At 68.6% G+C, this 18058-nt stretch carries 12 protein-coding genes; 5 read left to right on the top strand and 7 right to left on the bottom strand.

Annotated features, from left to right (window positions below; translation table 11 throughout):
- The first annotated feature begins 226 nt into the window (after window positions 1-226).
- Together Adu01nite_RS08905 and Adu01nite_RS08900 are read left to right on the top strand one after the other, a co-directional pair.
- Window positions 227-2953: a TIR domain-containing protein gene (locus tag Adu01nite_RS08905; RefSeq protein ID WP_203726078.1), complete on the top strand. Its 2727-nt coding sequence runs from the start codon at window positions 227-229 to the stop codon at window positions 2951-2953.
- A 29-nt stretch (window positions 2954-2982) separates the two neighbouring features.
- Entirely contained in the window at window positions 2983-3402 is a 420-nt protein-coding gene (locus Adu01nite_RS08900) for a nitroreductase family deazaflavin-dependent oxidoreductase (protein ID WP_203726077.1), read from the top strand.
- Between the two features lie 3 nt (window positions 3403-3405).
- On the opposite strand, the gene Adu01nite_RS08895 is transcribed toward Adu01nite_RS08900, so the two are convergent.
- From Adu01nite_RS08895 to Adu01nite_RS08885, 3 genes are read right to left on the bottom strand one after another with little or no spacing between them, the layout of a single operon-like run.
- Window positions 3406-5103 (bottom strand): glycerol-3-phosphate dehydrogenase/oxidase, encoded by a 1698-nt coding sequence (locus Adu01nite_RS08895; protein WP_438871072.1) that lies wholly within the window; start codon window positions 5101-5103, stop codon window positions 3406-3408.
- Window positions 5103-6620 (bottom strand): glycerol kinase GlpK, encoded by a 1518-nt coding sequence (gene glpK / locus Adu01nite_RS08890; RefSeq protein WP_203726076.1) that lies wholly within the window; start codon window positions 6618-6620, stop codon window positions 5103-5105. Before glpK (Adu01nite_RS08890) ends, Adu01nite_RS08895 begins: the two co-directional genes overlap by 1 nt.
- Window positions 6613-7449: an MIP/aquaporin family protein gene (locus tag Adu01nite_RS08885; RefSeq protein ID WP_203726075.1), complete on the bottom strand. Its 837-nt coding sequence runs from the start codon at window positions 7447-7449 to the stop codon at window positions 6613-6615. Before Adu01nite_RS08885 ends, glpK (Adu01nite_RS08890) begins: the two co-directional genes overlap by 8 nt.
- A gap of 140 nt (window positions 7450-7589) precedes the next feature.
- On the opposite strand from Adu01nite_RS08885, the gene Adu01nite_RS08880 reads away from it, so the two are divergent.
- Window positions 7590-8351 (top strand): IclR family transcriptional regulator, encoded by a 762-nt coding sequence (locus tag Adu01nite_RS08880; RefSeq protein WP_203726074.1) that lies wholly within the window; start codon window positions 7590-7592, stop codon window positions 8349-8351.
- A 17-nt stretch (window positions 8352-8368) separates the two neighbouring features.
- On the top strand, window positions 8369-9862 hold the full coding sequence (gene glpK, locus Adu01nite_RS08875; RefSeq protein ID WP_203726073.1) for a glycerol kinase GlpK: 1494 nt from the start codon (window positions 8369-8371) through the stop codon (window positions 9860-9862).
- A gap of 49 nt (window positions 9863-9911) precedes the next feature.
- On the opposite strand, the gene Adu01nite_RS08870 is transcribed toward glpK (Adu01nite_RS08875), so the two are convergent.
- From Adu01nite_RS08870 to Adu01nite_RS08855, 4 genes are all read right to left on the bottom strand, one after another.
- Window positions 9912-10826 (bottom strand): carbohydrate ABC transporter permease, encoded by a 915-nt coding sequence (locus tag Adu01nite_RS08870; protein ID WP_203726102.1) that lies wholly within the window; start codon window positions 10824-10826, stop codon window positions 9912-9914.
- Window positions 10826-11770 (bottom strand): carbohydrate ABC transporter permease, encoded by a 945-nt coding sequence (locus tag Adu01nite_RS08865; protein WP_203726072.1) that lies wholly within the window; start codon window positions 11768-11770, stop codon window positions 10826-10828. The genes Adu01nite_RS08870 and Adu01nite_RS08865 overlap by 1 nt, the downstream gene beginning before the upstream one ends.
- A gap of 149 nt (window positions 11771-11919) precedes the next feature.
- Window positions 11920-13287, bottom strand: a complete 1368-nt coding sequence (locus Adu01nite_RS08860; protein WP_203726071.1) for an ABC transporter substrate-binding protein — start codon at window positions 13285-13287, stop codon at window positions 11920-11922.
- Between the two features lie 284 nt (window positions 13288-13571).
- Window positions 13572-14936 carry a UDP-glucose dehydrogenase family protein gene (locus Adu01nite_RS08855; RefSeq protein WP_203726070.1) on the bottom strand — a complete coding sequence of 455 codons (1365 nt, stop codon included), beginning with the start codon at window positions 14934-14936 and terminating at the stop codon, window positions 13572-13574.
- A 423-nt stretch (window positions 14937-15359) separates the two neighbouring features.
- Between Adu01nite_RS08855 and Adu01nite_RS08850 the strand changes: the two genes are divergently transcribed.
- Window positions 15360-18035, top strand: coding sequence for a cellulose binding domain-containing protein (locus tag Adu01nite_RS08850; RefSeq protein ID WP_203726069.1), 2676 nt, complete (start codon window positions 15360-15362; stop codon window positions 18033-18035).
- Window positions 18036-18058: the final 23 nt, after the last annotated feature.

Here is an 18058-nt window from a genome sequence, read left to right as displayed (position 1 = left end):
CTGGCAGGGACGCCTGCCGGCGCCCGGCGGAGCCGAATCCGGGATGGAATGTGCCTGGTCGTGCGACGGCCGACGGATCCTGCTGCGCGGGGACGGTCCCCTGCTTACCGGGGGCGGTTGCGAGGTGTGGGCGGCCGACGGCAGAGACTGGAAGCAGGAGTGGCCCTGGCGGAGCTCCTTCTCCCGGCGGATCCTGTCGGTCGCGTGGTCCCCGACGGATCCGGACGTGTTCGCGGTCCTCCTGCCGGACGTGGTTCAGATGTATCGGCTGTCCGCCGGAGGAGACCCGTCCGCCCGGGATGCCGCCAAGCCCGTCTGGGAATGGAACGTGTGGGGGTTTACGCGCACCGAGGGGCAGCAGCCGCAGGCCTTGACGTTCACGCCGGACGGGCGCCGGATCGCGGTCCTCGACGGAACGAGCACCTTCCGCATGCTGTCCGTCGATGACGGCCGGGAGGGCACGTCGCTGTGGGTCCGGCACCCGGCGACCAGCGTGCGCTGGGCGCCGGTCGGTGACCGGTTCGTGATCCAGGGTGACGACGGCACCTACCTGGGCGGCGGGGATTCCTCCAAGCGGTCCAAGTTGATCTCCACCGCCGGTTCGGCCACGCCCCTCGCCTGGTCCCCGGACGGGAAGATGCTGTGCAGGGCTGACCCGAGAACCCTTCTCCTGCGGATCTGGGACGTGGACGGCCGGCTCCTCGTCGAGTTGGAAGGGATGCTCGCGTCCGGCTCGGTGAGCTTTTCGGCCGACGGGCGGTTCCTCTACGCTCTCGGCGCGTACAGCGTGTGCTGCTGGCGGACCGACACCTGGCAGCGGATCATCGGCGACCTGATCACCACCCCCTCCCGGCTGGACGGCGACCGGCTCGCCGTGTCGCCCGGCGGGTCGCACCTGGCGCTGTGGGATCAGGATCGGCGCGGATTCGACCTGTACGCGGTGGACGCGGACCGGCTGCTGCGCGGCTCCCAGCCCGCCGCCCGCACCTATCGCAACGCCAAGGTGGTGCTGGTCGGCGAGACCGGGGTCGGCAAGTCGGGCCTCGGCCTGGTGCTCAGCAACCAGGCGTACCGGCCGACCGATTCCACCCACGCCCGCCAGGTCTTCACCTTCGAGGAGACCGAGGTGGAGCTGCCCGACGGCGGCGCCGAACGGCGGGAGACCCTGTTGTGGGATATGGCCGGCCAGTCCGGCTACCGGCTGATCCATCAGCTGCACCTGGCCGAGGCGGCCGCCGCCCTGGTCGTCTTCGACGCGCGCAGCGAGACCGACCCGTTCGCCGGCGTCCGATATTGGGCGCGGGCCCTGCGCCAGCAGTCCGCCGCGCCGGCCATGCTCGTCGCGGCCCGCACCGATCGGGGCGGCATCGCGGCCGGCGACAAGCGGATCACCGCGATCTGCGAGGAACTCGGCCTGAGCCGGTACTTCGAGACCAGCGCCCGCGAGGGCTGGCAGATCCCGGAGCTGGCCGAGGCGATGCGGGCCGCGATCGACTGGGATTCGCTGCCGCTCTCGGTGTCCACCGAGCTGTTCGAGACGATCAAGCAGTTCCTGCTGGAGGAGCGGGACGGCCAGCGGATCCTGGCCACCGCCGGCGACCTGTACCGCGACTTCCGGCGGCACCACGCATCGCTGACCGACGGCCCGGAACTGCGGCTGAGTTTCGACGCCTGCGTCCGCCTGCTCGAGCTGCGGGACCTGGTCCGCCGCCTCTCCTTCGGCGGTTTCGTGCTGCTCCGGCCGGAGATGCTGGACTTCTACGCGTCGGCGCTGATCGACGAGGCACGTGCCCAGCCCGACGGTCTCGGCTATCTCGCCGAGCGGCGGGCGCTCGCCGGTGACTTCCCGATGCCGCAGGAAGACCGGCTGCCATCCGACGAGGAGCGGCTGCTGCTCATCGCGGTCGTCGAGGAGATGCTCCGGCACGATCTGGCGCTGCGGGAATCCACCGAGGCCGGCGTCGACCTGGTCTTCCCGTCCCAGTTGACCGCCGACCGCCCGACCGAGGGTGACCCGGACGCGGCCGACGTGGTGTTCCAGTTCGACGGCGCGGTACCCGCCATCTACGCGACGCTCGCCGTGCGGTTGTCCCGTGTCACGGCGTACTCCTCGAAGGAGAAGTGGCGCAACGGCAGCACCTACTGGGCCAAGGCCGGCGGGGTGTGCGGCGTCCGGGTCGTGCAGGCCGAGGAGGGACGCGGCGAGTTGACCGTCTTCTACGACGGCGATGCCAGCGAGGAGACCCGCTTCCTGTTCGAGGACTACGTCCATACCCACCTCATGGCCCGTGCGCTGGACGGATCGGTGCGCCGGGAGCGGCTCTTCACCTGCCCGCGGTGTTCCTACCGGGTCGACCCGGCGGTGGTGCGGCGCCGGCTCGAGCGCGGCGCCATCGACGTGCTGTGCACGGACTGCGAGCAGGTGCGGATCGTGCTGCTGGACCGCAAGGACCGGCTCGCGCACGCGGCCGCGGTGCGGGACATGAACGCGAGCGCCGACGCCGGCCGGGACGCCGCCGCCAACACCGCGACGATCCGCGGCAAGCTGGTCACCCAGGACTACGACGTGTTCCTGTCGTACAACTCGGCCGACCGGGAGGTGGTCGGCGCGGTCGCCGAGCGGCTGCGGGCGGCGGGCGTGCTCGCCTGGATCGACCAGGCCGGGTTCGCCGCCGGGGACCGCTGGCGGGACCTTCTCGAGGAGCAGATCGCCCGGGTCCGGGCGGGCGCGGTCTTCCTCGGCCCGCACGGTCTGGGGCGGTGGCAGAAGCTCGAGGAGCAGGCCCTGATCGACGAGTCCACCCGGCGCGGCCTGCGGATCATCCCGGTGCTGCTGCCCGGGCTGCCGCTGGGCAGCGAACCCCGCGGCTTCCTCGGCCAGTGGCAGGCCGCCGACTTCCGGGTCGCCGAGCCGGACCCGTTCACCCGGCTGCTGGAAGGCATCAAGGAGTAGGCCGGCCCGGTCCGGCGTAGGGTCGAAACATGACATCCGCGATCGATCTGCATGGGGCTCCGCACGTGGAGCGCTACCTCGAGACCAACGGGGAGGACGGGTTCCACTGGCGTAACGGGACCACCATCCTGATCCTCTTCACCACCGGGCGTAAGTCCGGGGAGCAGCGCTCGCATGCGCTGATCTTCCGGGAGTTCGAAGGGGCCTACCTCGTCGTCGCGTCCAAGGGTGGGGCGCCGGAGCCGCCGGCCTGGTTCGTCAACCTCTCCGCCGACCCCAACGTCGAGGTGCAGATCAAGGGCGACCGGTTCAAGGCCACCGCCCGGGTCGCCACCCCGGCGGAGAAACCCGCCATGTGGGCGACGATGACCGAGGCGTGGCCCGACTACGACACCTACCAGACGAAGACCGATCGGGAAATCCCGGTCGTCGTGCTGGAACGTGCCTAGGGTTCAGGAACCGCTGAGCGGTACGACGTCGGGGGCGCCGAGCCGGGCGGCGTCGGCGGTCTCGTCGTCGGGCTGCTCCTGGGAGCTTCGCTCCGCCTTGACCCGCAGGTGGTAACGCTCCACCTCGCGGGCGGTCTGCTCGGAGGTCCAGCCGAGCACGCCGGCCATCAGCGACGCGGCCACCGGTGCCGCGGCGACGCCGCGGTCGAAGGTTTCGATCGAGATCCGGGTACGCCTCGTGAGCATGTCCTCCAGGTGGCGGGCGCCCTCGTGGTCGGCGCCGTAGACGATCTCGGCCCGTAGGTAGTCCTCGGCGCCGTCCAGCGGCCCGGCCAGCGAGGGGTCGGCCCGGATCAGGTCGAGGACCTCGGTGACCAGCGTTCCGTAGCGACCCAGCAGGTGTTCGACGCGGGCGACGTGCAGGCCGGACTCGGTGGCCAGCACACGGCGGCGGTTCCAGAGTGCGGCGAATCCGTCCGCGCCCAGCAGCGGCACGTCGTGGGTGCACGACGGCGGGACCGAGCGGCCCAGCCCGTGCACGCAGGCGTCGACCGCGTCGCGGGCCATCACCCGGTACGTCGTGTATTTGCCGCCGGCCACCACGACCAGGCCGGGAACGGGACTGGCGACCGTGTGCTCCCGGGAGAGTTTCGAGGTCGACTCCGATTCGCCGGAGAGCAGCGGCCGCAGCCCGGCATAGACGCCCTGGACATCGGCCCTCGACAGCGGCGTGGTCAGCACCGTGTTGACGTGTTCGAGCAGGTAGTCGATGTCGGTGCTGGACGCGGCCGGGTGCGCCTTGTCGAGGGTCCAGTCGGTGTCGGTGGTGCCGATGATCCAGTGCCGGCCCCACGGGATGACGAACAGGACGCTCTTCTCGGTCCGCAGGATCAGCCCGGTCCGGGACTGGATGCGGTCCCGCGGCACGACCAGGTGGATGCCCTTGGAGGCGCGCACGTGGAACTGGCCGCGCTCGCCGATCAGGGCCTGGGTGTCGTCGGTCCACACACCCGTCGCATTGATCACCTGCTGGGCGCGTACCTCAAAGGTTTGATCGTGTTCCAGATCGTGCACCCGCACGCCGGTGACGCGCTCGCCTTCCCTCAAAAAGCCGATGACTTGGGTACGCGAGGCGACGTGCGCGCCGTAAGCGGCGGCCGTCCGGGCCAGGAACATGGTGTGCCGCGCGTCGTCCACCTGAGCGTCGTAATACTGCAACGCCCCGACCAGCGCCTCCTTCTTCAGCGCCGGGCATTCGCGCAGCGCCCCCCGGCGGGTCAGGTTGCGATGGTGGGGGAGCCCGCCGCCGAGCGCCATCGTGTCGTAGAGCGTGACGCCGCTGCCCGCGTAGACCCGTTCCCAGCCGTGGTGCAGCAGTGGGTAGAGGAAGCGCACCGGCCGGACCAGGTGCGGCGCGAGCCGGGTCAGCAGCAGGCCCCGCTCCCGCAGCGCCTCCCGGACCAGCCCGAAGTCGAGCATCTCCAGGTAGCGCAGCCCGCCGTGGATCAGCTTGCTGGAGCGGCTCGACGTGCCGGACGCGAAGTCGCGCGCCTCGACCAGGCCGACCGAGAGACCGCGGGTGGTGGCGTCGAGCGCGCAGCCCGCGCCGACGACGCCACCACCGACGACCAGGACGTCGAGCTCGGCGCCGGCCAGCGCGGCCAGCGCCGAGTCACGATAGTGCGGGGAAAGGGCGGTCATCAGTCCACGTCCACCCAGTCGAGCGTGCGCTCGACCGCTTTCTTCCATCGGCCGTAGCCCTCTTCGCGCTGTTCCGCGGTCCAGGACGGCTGCCAGCGCTGCGATTCGTTCCAGTTGTCGCGCAGTTCCTCGGTCGACTTCCAGAAGCCGACCGCGAGCCCGGCCGCGTACGCGGCGCCGAGCGCGGTCGTCTCGGCCACCACCGGCCGGCTGACCGGCACGCCGAGGATGTCGGCCTGAAGTTGCATGCAAAGCGCGTTCTGGGTGATGCCGCCGTCGACCTTGAGCACGTCGAGGGTGACCCCGGAGTCCTGGGCCATCGCGTCGGCGACGTCGCGGGACTGGTAGCAGATCGCTTCGAGGGTGGCCCGGGCGATGTGCGCGTCGGTGTTGAACCGGGACAGCCCGACGATGGCGCCGCGGGCGTCGGAGCGCCAGTAGGGGGCGAACAGCCCGGAGAACGCGGGCACGAAGTAGACGCCGCCGCTGTCCGGCACCGATGCGGCCAGGGCTTCGCTGTCGGCCGCCGTCTTGATGACGTGGAGCTGGTCGCGCAGCCACTGCACGGCCGAGCCGGTCACCGCGACCGAGCCCTCCAGGGCGTAGACCGGGGCGGCGTTGCCGAACTGGTAGCAGACCGTCGTCAACAGGCCGTTCTCCGAGCGGACCAGCTCGGTGCCGGTGTTGAGCAGCATGAAGTTGCCGGTGCCGTAGGTGTTCTTGGCCTCGCCGGGGGCGAAGCACACCTGGCCGAACATGGCGGCCTGCTGGTCGCCGAGGTCACCGGTGAGCGGTACCTCACCGCCGAGCGGCCCGGGCCAGCGGGCCACGCCGTAGGTGTTCGGGTCGGACGACGGCCGGATCTCCGGCAGCATCGACCGCGGGATGTCGAAGAAGCTCAGCAGTTCGTCGTCCCACTGCAGAGATTCAAGATCCATCAGCATCGTACGGCTGGCATTGGTCACGTCGGTGACGTGGTTTCCGCCGTCGACGCCGCCGGTCATGTTCCACAGCAGCCAGCTGTCGGTGTTGCCGAAGATGGCATCGCCGCGCTCGGCCGCCGCCCGCACCCCGTCGACGTTCTCCAGAATCCACTGGATCTTGCCGCCGGAGAAGTAGGTGGCCGGCGGCAGGCCGGCCTTGCGCCGGATCACGTCGCCGCGGCCGTCCCGGTCGAGGGCGGAGGCGATCCGGTCGGTGCGGGTGTCCTGCCAGACGATCGCGTTGTAGTAGGGCCGCCCGGTCTTGCGGTCCCAGACCACCGCGGTCTCCCGCTGGTTGGTGATGCCGAGCGCGGCCAGGTCGCTGGCCTGCAGGTTCGCCTTCTGCATGCCGGTCCGCACCACCGTGGTGGTCCGCTCCAGAATCTCCACGGGGTTGTGCTCGACCCAGCCGGCCTGCGGCAGGATCTGCTCGTGCTCCAGCTGGTGGCGGGCCACCTCGTTGCCGCCGTGATCGAAGATCATGAAGCGGGTGCTGGTCGTGCCCTGGTCGACGGCGCCGACGAAGTCAGCCACGGGTTGCCTCCATAGAATCGCGCGGTGTCGGGATCTCGCCCGGCTCCTGCGGTGCGTCGGACGGCAGGAACCGCCCGATCAGGACCTGGTACAGACCGGCGCCCAGCACGCCACCGATGACCGGCGCGACGATCGGTATCCAGAAATAGAGATAGCCGGTCTGGTCGCGCATCGCACCGCCGTACCCGGTGAGGAAGCTGGCGAGTCGCGGGCCGAAGTCGCGGGCCGGGTTGATCGCGTACCCGGCGTTGGTGCCCCACGCCATCCCGATCGCGACGACGAGCAGGCCGATGACCACCGGCGCCAGGTTGGACAGCGGGGCGGTGTTGGCCGAGTCGGTGATGGCCAGGATCAGGAACAGCAGGATCGCGGTGCCGATGATCTGGTCGCGGAAGGCGCCCCAGTGGCCGACGTCGAGGGTGCCGTTGCCGGGCAGGGTGGAGAACACGCCCTGCGTCTTGATCGTCAGGCCGGGGTCGGCCGCGTGCAGGACCTCGGTGTAGTTCCAGCGCACGATCAGGGCGGCGACGAACGCCCCGAGGAACTGCGCGATCGCGTACGGGGCGACCTTGCGCCACTCGAAGCCCTTGAAGACGGCGAGCGCGACGGTGACCGCCGGGTTGAGGTGCGCGCCGCTGATCCGGGCGGCCACGTAGACGCCGAGCGTCACGCCCAGGCCCCAGGACCAGGCGATGCTGTCGTGGTCGCCGATGCCGGCGCCGGCCACCTGCGCGACGACGCCCACCCCGAAGAGAATGAGGATCATGGTTCCGGCGAACTCGGCGGCCATTTCGCCGACCAGTCCCGGAATCCTGAGACGTTCTGCCATGTGCCCTCCTTGACGAAGTGCCCTCCTTGGCGAATGTCAGGGACGCTAGGTAGCGGTTCGGGCACCGGCAATGACGGCCGTTCGGCATTACCGAACATTGATCACGGTCAGCGTTCGCGTGGTGGCATAGAGTCGGTAACGTGCCCGCAACAGTGCAGTCGATCGAACGGGCGGCCGCGATCCTGCGCTTGCTGGGCGGAGGGTCGCGGCACCTGCCGCTGGGCGAGATCGCCCACTCGCTCGACCTGGCCAAGGGCACCACCCACGGCATCCTGCGCACCCTGCAGCACGTCGGCTTCGTCGAGCAGGACCGCGTCTCCGGGCACTACCAGCTCGGCGCCGGCCTGGTCCGGCCCGGCGCCGGCTACCTCGATCCCAACGAGTTGCGCTCGCACGCGATCAACTGGGCCGACCCGCTCGCCGCCCGCACCGGCGAGGCGGTCCGGGTCGGCACCGTCCTGGACGGACGGGTGCTCGTCGTGCACCACGTGTTCCGGCCCGACGACACCTTCCAGACCCTCGACGTCGGAACGCTGCTGCCGATCCACGCGACGGCGCTCGGCAAGGTGCTCCTCGCGTACCGGTCGGCCGGGGTCGCGCCGCCGGCCGACCTGGACCGATTCACCCGCCGCACCGTCCGCACCCCGCACGGCCTGGCCGCCGAGGTCGTCCGGGTCCGCGACGCCGGCTGGGGCTACGAGGTCGAGGAGATGACACCCGGCAACGCGTCGGTGGCCGCGCCGATCCGCGGCCCCGGCGGCCTGGTCGTCGGCGCCGTCGGCACCAGCGGCCTGGTCGAGCGGATCTGCGACCGCCGCTACCACCCGCACCCGCACCTTGTCGCCCTCGTCCGCGAGACGGCCCGGGCCATCTCCCGGGAACTGGGAGACGGCCGCCACTGATCCTGCCGGGAGAGACCATGACCGAGCGCTACGTCGTCGCCATCGACCAGGGCACCACCTCCACCCGGTGCATCGTCTTCGACCGTCGCGGCCGGCTCGTCTCCCTGGCCCAGCAGGAGCACAAGCAGTATTTTCCGCGGCCGGGCTGGGTCGAGCACGACGCCGCCGAGATCTGGCGCAACGTCGAACGGCTCGCCCCCGATGCCCTGCGCCGGGCCGGCATCACCGAGAGCCAGGTCGCCGCGGTCGGCATCGCCAACCAGCGGGAGACCACCCTGCTCTGGGAACGCGACACCGGCACCCCGGTCGGCCACGCGATCGTCTGGCAGGACACCAGGACCGACCAGCTGGTCCAGGATCTGCTCGGAAAGGAGGGGGCGAAACAGGTCGAGCACGACTCGGCGCTGCCGATGGCCACCTACTTCTCCGGCCCGCGCCTGCGCTGGATGCTCGATCACCACCCCGGGCTGCGCGAACGGGCCGAGCGCGGCGAGATCCTGTTCGGCACGATGGAGACCTGGCTGATCTGGAAGCTCACCGGTGGCCTGCACGTCACCGACGTCACCAACGCCAGCCGGACCATGCTGCTGGACGTGCACAGCCTCGACTGGTCGCCGGCCGCCCTCGCCTTCTTCGGCGTCCCGCGGGCCATGCTGCCCGAGGTGCGGCCGTCGGTCGGCGTCTTCGGGACGGCGGTGGCGGCCTTTCCGGGTGTACGCATCGGGGCCGCGCTCGGCGATCAGCAGGCCGCGCTCTTCGGGCAGACGTGTTTCGCGCCCGGCGAGGCCAAATGCACGTACGGAACCGGAAGTTTCCTGCTGTTGAACACCGGCGGTGAGCTGGTGCGATCGACCCACGGGCTGCTCAGCACGGTCGCCTATCAGATGGAAGGGGGACCACCGGCGTACGCGCTGGAAGGGTCGATCGCGATCACCGGATCGCTCGTGCAGTGGTTTCGCGACCAGCTCGAACTCATCGCCACCGCCCCGGAGATCGAGACCCTGGCCCGCACCGTCGCCGACAACGGCGGCTGCTACATCGTCCCGGCCTTCTCCGGCCTGTACGCCCCGTACTGGCGTAGCGAGGCGCGCGGAGTCATCGTGGGGCTCACGTCGTACATCACCAAGGGTCATCTGGCCCGGGCGGTGCTGGAGGCGACCGCCTGGCAGACCCGCGAGGTCCTGGATGCGATGAACCTCGACTCCGGCCTGGACCTCGCCGTCCTGCGGGTGGACGGCGGGATGACCGCCGACAACCTGCTCATGCAGTTCCTGGCCGACGTGCTCGACGTGCCGGTGGTCCGGCCGCTCGCGGCCGAGACGGTGTCGCTCGGCGCGGCCTACGCGGCCGGCCTGGCGGTGGGTTACTGGCCCGACCTGGAGGGCCTGCGCCAGAACTGGCACCGGGCCGCGCAATGGCTGCCGGCCATGGACCCGGCCGTCCGCACCGCCGAGTACGGCAACTGGCGGCGCGCGGTCGAGCGGACGTTCGACTGGACCCGGCAGTCCTGAGACGCGCGAAAGGCCGCGTCCGCAGGCGGGCGCGGCCTTTCGGGAAGGGCTAGCCCTTGACGCTGCCGGCCAGCAGGCCGCGCACGAAGAAGCGCTGCAGCAGCAGGAACACCGTCACCGGGACGATGATCGAGACGAAGGCACCCGCCGAGAGGAGTTGCCAGGCTGTGCCTCGCGTACCGCTCAGGTTGGCCAGTTGCAGGGTGATCGGTGCTACCTCGTTGCCGCCGCCCGCGAAGACCAGCGCGACCAGCAGGTCGTTCCAGGTCCACAGGAACTGGAAGATGCCGAATGCCGCCAGTGCGGGGGTGAGCAGCGGCAGCATCACTCTGAAGAAGATCGATACATGGCCGGCGCCATCGATCCGGGCCGCCTCGATGAGGGTGGCCGGAATCTCCTGCATGAAGTTGTGCAGCAGGTAGATGGCGAGCGGCAGGGCGAACGTCGAGTGGGCCAGCCACAGCGTCCAGAACGTGCCGGTCAGGTGCACCTTGACGAAGATCTCGAGAATCGGGATCAGGGTGACCTGCAGCGGCACGATCTGCAGCGCGAAGATGGCCAGGAACAGGAAGTTCTTGCCCTTGAAGTTGATCCAGGCGAAGGCGTAGGCGGACAGCGACGCCAGCGCGAGGGGGATCAGCACCGCGGGGATGCAGATCACCAGCGAGTTGATGAAGTAGTCGCCGAGGTTGACGCCGCCGTCCTGGCCGAACACCGCCTTGTAGTTCTCCATCGTGACCTGCGGGTCACTGAAGAACGTCCACCAGCCGGTGCGCTTGATCGCCCGCTCCGGCCGGAACGAGGAGACCAGCAGGCCGAACGTGGGCAGCGTCCACAGGACCGCGATGATGATCGCGGCCAGCGACGCCCACGGCGAGCTGAGCTTCTTCTTGGCGATCGAGGCGGCGGTCTCCGGCTTGGGCTTCAGGTCCGGGCCGGTCGTCAGCGGAGTAACGGTGCTCATCATGCCTCCGACGATTGACGGACCTGGCGGATGTTGTACGCCACGATCGGGACGACCAGGATGAACAGCAGCACCGCGAGCGCGGCACCGAGACCCTGGTTGTCGGCCCGGAACGTCTGGCTGTAGAACTCGTTCGCCACGACGTTGGTCTTGAACTGGCCGCCGGTCATGGTGCGGACGATGTCGAAGACCTTCAGCGTGCCGATACCGATGGTGGTGAGCACGACCACGACGGTCGGGCGCACGCTCGGCAGCGTGATGTTCTTGAACATGGTCCACGGGTTGACGCCATCGAGCCGCGCGGCCTCGATGATGTCGTCCGGGATCGCCTTGATGGCCGCCGAAAGGATGGTCATGGCGAAGCCGGCCTGGATCCAGATCATCACGATGATCAGGAGGAACGTATTGAGTGGTGACTCGATCAGCAGCTGGACCGGCTTACCGCCGAGCCAGACGATGACCTGGTTGATCAGGCCGATCTGCTTCACGTTGCCCTGGTCGGGGCGGTACTCGTACATGAACTTCCAGATGACCGACGCCGCCACGAACGAGATCGACATCGGCAGGAAGATCAATGCCTTGGCGATCGACTCGAACGGGGACCGGTCCACCAGGATGGCGTAGAGGAGGCCGATCGCGGTGGCCACGAATGGCGTCAGGACCACCCAGAACACCGTGTTGCGCAGGACGGTGAGCTCGTCCTTGTCACTGAAGATGGTCTTGTAGTTGTCGAACCCGATGAAGCCCTTGCCGGCCGCGTCGAAGAACGACTCGTAGATGGTGCGCAGGCCCGGGTAGACCAGGCCGACGAGCAGCAGCAGCACGGCGGGCGCGAGGTAGAGATACCCCACCCATTTGTCGCCACGCTTACCGCGGCCGAGCCGGCCGGCGATGAAGAGAATGACGCCCATGATGGCGGCGAACAGCAGGAGTGCCGCGAGCATCTGTAACAGCTTGCCTGGGGTGGTGGAGGCGGCATTGAACACGCGACCCGAACCTCCTTCGTGCTTTCTTTCAGAGGAGAGAGAGGCTAGGGCCGGCCGGGAGATTTCGCCTCCCGACCGGCCCCGATGGAGCTTTTAGATCCTTTTGACTACTTCGGCCAGGCCTTTTCGATGTTGTCCACCGTGGTCTTGGTGTCCTGGCCGGTGATCCAGTTGGTCGCCTGCTTCCAGAACGCGTCCGAACCGACCGCTGCGGGCATCTGGTCGGAACCGTCGAACCGGAACTGCGTGGCGGGGTCGAGCAAGATCGTAGCCGCCAGCTTGTCGATCGGGTTCGTCAAGTTGTTCGGGTCGAGACCCTTGTTGGCGGAGACCCAGCCGCTGGACAGCTTGGCCTTGGTGTTGGCCCAGGTGTCCGAGGACAGGTAGGTCTGGAACGCCTTGACCTCGGGACGGTCCGCGAACGCGACGACGAACTCGCCACCGCCGAGAACCGGCTTGGTGGTGGCGTCCTTGCCGGGCAGGTAGAACGCGAAGACGTCGCCGTCCTCGGCCACCTTGGTCTTCTTGTCGAAGTTGGCCGCGTAGAAGCTGGCCTGGCGGTGCATGAAGCAGGTGCCTTCGGTGATCGGCAGGCCGGCGTCCTGGAACGTCGTGGTGGCGATGCTCTTCACGTCGCCGAGGCCGCCGTTGACGTACTTGTCGTTCTTCAGGTACGCACCGACGGCGTCAAGCGCGGCCGTGGGCTCGGCGCTGTTGAACGCGATCTGGTGGTTGACCCACTTGTCGTACTCCTCCGGCCCGTAAAGGCGGAGCATGAAGTCTTCCATCCAGTCGGTGATCGGCCAGCCCGTGGCGTCGCCGGAGGCGATGCCCGCGCACCACGGCTTGGCACCGGTGGCCGCGATCTTGTCGCTCAGCGCCTTGAGCTCGTCGAGCGTGGTGGGCACCGTGTAGCCGGCGTCCTTGAAGTCGCTCGGCGAATACCACACCAGGGACTTCACCGACGCGCCCAGCGGAGCACCGTAGAACTTGCCGTCGACCGTGGTGTAGGCCTTCCAGTCCTTGCCCCAGAACTTGTCGACATTGGCCGACACCTCGTCCGGCGCCACGACCGCCTTGCCGGTGGCCACGAGCTGCTTGACCAGGCCGGGCTGCGGCACGATCGCGAGGTCCGGCGGGTTGCCGGCCTTGGCGCGGACCAGGATCTGGGTCTCGAAGGACTTGTCACCCTCGTACTTGACCGTGGCACCGGTGCAGGTCTCGAAGGGCTTGTACGAGTTGATGTGCGGAGTGTCCTCTGGGGTGACGATTCCGGTGTAGATGGAGATCGTCTTGCCCTTGATGTCTCCGAACTTGGTGTATGGCGAACAGTCGATCGCCGACGCCGAGGCATCGGTCGACGTGTCGCTGTCGGAGTCGTCGCCGCCGCAAGCAGCCAGGCCGAAAACCAGCCCGGCGCTCAGCGTACCGGCGAGCACGGCCCGAAAACGCGGGCTCGTAGGTTGACCGAACATACCGCTCCCTATGTCAAATCGCGCCTCCGACGTCCGAAGACGTCGCCGTCCGAAGCGCTACTTGGCTCACAGTCAAGAGGTAACCGGGACGTTGCGCAATGATTTCCGCTTGATCGACTCGGTAACGATACGGCAGCGGTGTCCCGATCACCTTAACCGGTTAAGGGAGAACCGCTGGTCACGCCCCCAAAGCCCCGCAACCGACCCTAGTCGCAAAGCGGCCGCCCCGCGCGGATATCTGGGATATCCGGTGGGACGGCCGGTGTGTCTTGCCGAAATCGGGCTTACCCGGCGATTGCCAAGTATTTGTATCCGAGGCGGCCCATCCGCTCGGCATCCAGCACGTGCCGGCCGTCGAGCAGGATCGGCGTGCGCATCAGGCCGACGTACTTGCTCCAGTCGAGTTCCAGGTACTGCGCCCACTCGGTGACCAGCACGACCGCGTCGCAGTCGTCGAAAAGCTGGTCCACCGTCTCGCACAGGTAGGGCGCCAGGTCGGGCTGCTCCCGCTGGAAGCGCTCGCCGGCCACCGGGTCGTGCAGCCGCACCCGGGCACCCCGGGCGAGCAGCAGGCCGGCGATGTCCAGGGCGGGGGAGTCGCGCAGGTCGTCGGTGTTGGGCTTGAACGCGATGCCGAGCAGGCCGATCTTGCGGCCCTTGAGGATGCGCAGCTCGTCCTGGAGGCGCTCGACGGCGATCAGCCGCTGCCGTTCGTTGACCTCGCGGGCGGCCTGCACGATCGGCATCGAGTAGTTGTATTCCGCCGCGGTGGCGATCAGGGCCTTGGTGTCCTTGCCGAAGCAGGAGCCACCCCAGCCGACGCCGGCCTGCAGGAAGCGGGAGCCGATCCGCTGGTCGAGGCCCATGCCCCGGGTGACCTCGGTGATGTCGGCGCCGACCTTGGCGGCCAGCTGGCCGATCTCGTTCGCATAGCTGATCTTGAGGGCGAGGAAGGCGTTCGCCGCGTACTTGATCAGCTCGGCCGAGGCCAGGTCGGTGGAGACCAGCGGGACCGCGCCGATGTCGTCCGGCCGCGGCGAGAAGCTCGGCGCGGTGAACGTCTGGTTGATGATCGGCCGGTAGAGCTGGTTGAGCACCTCGAGGCTGCGCGGATTGTCCGACCCGATCACGATCCGGTCGGGGAAGAGGGTGTCGTGGATGGCATTGCCCTCGCGCAGGAACTCGGGATTCGACGCCACCGAGAATTCGCAGCTCACCGGGCGGTCCTCGCGTTGCGCGAACGACTCCCGCAGAATCGCGTCCACCCAGTTCCCGCTGCCGATCGGCACGGTCGACTTGTTCACCACGACGGTGAAGGTGTGATCGAGATTGCGCGCCACGCTCTCCGCCGCCGAGCGCAGATAACGCAGGTCGGGGCTGCCGTCGGCGGCCGACGGGGTCTGCACCGCGACGAACACCACGTCGGCGCCGGGGACCGCCTCGGCGTAGCTGGTGGTGAAGCTCAAGTTGCCGGCGGCCTCGGCGAGCAGGTCATCCATGCCCGGCTCGTAGATGGGGCAACGGCCCCCGGTGAGCATGTCGACCTTCTGCTGATCCAGATCGACGCAGGTCACCTGGTGTCCGAGGAAGGCGAGGCTGACACCGGTGGTCAGCCCGACATAGCCCGTGCCGACAACACAAACCTTCATGAAACGCTCCTCCGTCACCGGCAGTCGCCGGCGCTTGTTACCCGCCTGCGGGCCTTGGGGACTCGGCGTCGCTGCGGCAATCAAGGGCAGATGATACACAGCGCGGAAAACGCGCAGCGGTGGCTGAAGTGGCGATCTGGTTGACGGAAAGTATTCGCGCCATTTCGTGGCGTTGCTGAACGTTTTAAGCGATTGAGCCGAGTCAATTGACTGCGGTTAGTGCGCGAATTCCGAGTAAATGGCGGGCGGCCGCCGGGGTGGCGTCGGGGCTGCCGGGTGGCCGGGCGGGCGCGGGGGTCGGCGGGCGTGCCTCTATATCCACGATTGTCAACTAAACGTTTCCAGGGCTTGACAGGGATATGTCGGGGACCGGACGCTGCTGGGAGCGCTCCCATGTGCACGTACGTCTATGGAAGGTGCCGGATGAGAAGACTGGCCATCGGGGCAACGGTTGCCGCCCTGTTAGCCGGGGCGGTGGCGGTCGCCCTGGCCCAGCCCAACTCCGCGTCGGCGGCCGCGGCCGACCCGTACAACTGGAAGAACGTCCGGATCGATGGTGGCGGCTTCGTCCCGGCCGTCGTCTTCAACCCGGGCGAGAAGAACCTGATCTACGCCCGCACCGACATCGGTGGCGCCTACCGATGGAACGAGACCGGCCAGAGCTGGACACCGCTGCTCGACTGGGTCGGCCAGAACAACTGGGGTTACAACGGCGTGCTGTCCATCGCCCCCGACCCGGTCGACACCAACCGGGTCTACGCGGCGGTCGGCATGTACACCAACGACTGGGATCCGAACAACGGCGCCATCCTGCGTTCGTCGGACAAGGGCAACACCTGGCAGATCACCACGCTGCCGTTCAAGAACGGCGGCAACATGCCCGGCCGTGGCGTCGGCGAGCGGCTCGCCGTCGACCCGAACAACAACAAGAACGTGTACTTCGCGGCCGAGGGCGGCAACGGTCTCTACCGCAGCACCGACTACGGCGTCACGTTCAGCAAGGTCACCGCGTTCCCGAACGCCGGCAACTACGTGCAGGACGCGGCCGACACCAACAACTACCTCAACCAGAACCAGGGTCTGAGCTGGGTCACCTTCGGTGCCGCCAACCGGATCTTCGTGGGCGTCGGGGACAAGGCCAACCCGGTCTACACCTCCGCCGACGGCGGGACCACCTGGACGAGGATCGCCGGCCAGCCGACCGGCTACCTGGCCCACAAGGGTGTCGTGCAGGGCGACTACCTCTACATCTCCACGAGCGACACCGGTGGCCCGTACGACGGAGCAGCCGGACAAGTCTGGAAATATCAGATCAGTACTGGCACGTGGACGGACATCACGCCAACGCCGGCGGCAGACGCCTACTACGGCTACAGCGGCCTCACGGTGGATCAACAAAAACCCGGCACGCTGATGGTCGCCACCCAGATCTCCTGGTGGCCGGACGCGATCTTCTTCCGCAGCACCGACTACGGCGCCACCTGGACCCGGGCCTGGGACTGGACGAGCTACCCCAGCATGTCCAAGCGCTACACGATCGACATCTCGGCCAACCCGTGGCTGGACTTCAACACCAACCCGCAGCCGCCGGAGGCCACGCCGAAGCTCGGCTGGATGAACGAAACGCTGGCCATCGACCCGTACAACTCCAGCCGGCTGTTCTACGGCACCGGCGCCACCGTCTACAGCTCGTCGAACCTGACCAACTGGGACAGCGGCTCCACCATCACGATCAAACCGCTGGCCAAGGGCCTCGAAGAGACCGCCGTGCTCGACCTGGCCGCCCCGCCGTCCGGTGCGCCGCTGGTCAGCGCGCTCGGTGACATCGGCGGTTTCTACCACGCGTCGCTGGACGCGGTGCAGCCCAACTTCCACGACACCCCGAGCCTGGGCAGCAACACCAGTCTCGACTTCGCCGAACTCACGCCCACGGTGTTCGCGCGGGTCGGAAACGCCGACGCGGCCCCCCACATCGGGATCAGCTCCGACGGCGGGAAAAACTGGTACCAGGGCCAGGAACCGTCCGGGGTGACCGGCGGCGGAACGATCGCGGTCGGTGCCGACGCCGGCTACATGGTCTGGTCGCCGCAGGGAACCGGGGTCTACTACTCGACCACCCGTGGCAGCTCGTGGACCGCATCCAGCGGCCTGCCGGCCGGCGCGATCGTCGAGTCGGACCGGGTCAACCCCAAGACCTTCTATGCGTACGCCGCGGGGAAGTTCTACACCAGCAAGGACGGCGGCGCGACGTTCACCGCGTCGTCGGTGTCGTTGCCCACCACCGGCCGGCTGCACCTCAAGGCCGTTCCGGGCACCGAGGGTGAGGTCTGGGTCGCGGGCGAGAGCGGACTGTTCAAGTCCACCGACTCCGGGTCCACCTTCACCAAGGTCGCCACGGTGACCTCGGGTATCAACGTCGCCTTCGGCAAGGCCGCCCCGGGCCAGAGCCACAAGGCGATCTTCCTGGTCGGCACGGTCGACGGCGTCACCGGCGTCTTCCGCTCCGACGACGCGGCCGGCTCCTGGGTCCGGATCAACGACGACGCGCACCAGTACGGCAACGCCGGTGACGCGCTCGCCGGTGACCCGAACGTCTTCGGCCGCGTCTACCTGGGCACCAACGGCCGCGGGATCTTGTACGCGGACCGTACGACGACCGCAACCACGGCGCCGACGACCAGCCCGACGACGAGCAGCCCGGCTACGACCAGCCCGACGACGAGTCCCACGACGAGTCCGACCACTGGTCCGACGACGGGCCCGACCACGAGCCCGACGCCGGGCACGGCCGGCTGCACCGCCACCTACAAGGTCACCGGTCAGTGGAGCGGTGGCTTCCAGGGTGAGGTGAGCGTCCAGAACACCGGCAGCAGCGCCACCAAGAGCTGGACGGTCGGCTGGACCTTCACCGGCGGCCAGACCGTCTCGCAGGTCTGGAACGGCACCGGCACCCAGTCCGGTACCGCGGTCAAGGTCGTCAACGCCTCCTACAACGGCACGATCGCCGCGAACGGCACCACCACGTTCGGCTTCCTGGCGAGCTCGGTCGGCACCACCAACCCGGTTCCCTCCCCGATCACCTGCTCGGCGACCAGCTGAGCCGCTCCCCAACCCCCACGAAA

Origin of the sequence: Paractinoplanes durhamensis (assembly GCF_016862175.1) — a bacterium.
GTDB lineage: Bacteria > Actinomycetota > Actinomycetes > Mycobacteriales > Micromonosporaceae > Actinoplanes > Actinoplanes durhamensis.
This window is presented reverse-complemented; position numbering and strand designations above follow the sequence as displayed.

Bases quoted from the DNA above. Each gene is read 5' to 3' on its own strand.
- Adu01nite_RS08900 (WP_203726077.1), top strand. From the start codon at position 2,983: ATGACATCCGCGATCGATCTGCATGGGGCTCCGCACGTGGAGCGCTAC.
- Adu01nite_RS08895 (WP_438871072.1), bottom strand. From the start codon at position 5,103: ATGACCGCCCTTTCCCCGCACTATCGTGACTCGGCGCTGGCCGCGCTG.
- Adu01nite_RS08885 (WP_203726075.1), bottom strand. From the start codon at position 7,449: ATGGCAGAACGTCTCAGGATTCCGGGACTGGTCGGCGAAATGGCCGCC.
- glpK (WP_203726073.1), top strand. From the start codon at position 8,369: ATGACCGAGCGCTACGTCGTCGCCATCGACCAGGGCACCACCTCCACC.
- Adu01nite_RS08870 (WP_203726102.1), bottom strand. From the start codon at position 10,826: ATGAGCACCGTTACTCCGCTGACGACCGGCCCGGACCTGAAGCCCAAG.
- Adu01nite_RS08865 (WP_203726072.1), bottom strand. From the start codon at position 11,770: ATGCTCGCGGCACTCCTGCTGTTCGCCGCCATCATGGGCGTCATTCTC.
- Adu01nite_RS08860 (WP_203726071.1), bottom strand. From the start codon at position 13,287: ATGTTCGGTCAACCTACGAGCCCGCGTTTTCGGGCCGTGCTCGCCGGT.
- Adu01nite_RS08855 (WP_203726070.1), bottom strand. From the start codon at position 14,936: ATGAAGGTTTGTGTTGTCGGCACGGGCTATGTCGGGCTGACCACCGGT.
- Adu01nite_RS08850 (WP_203726069.1), top strand. From the start codon at position 15,360: ATGAGAAGACTGGCCATCGGGGCAACGGTTGCCGCCCTGTTAGCCGGG.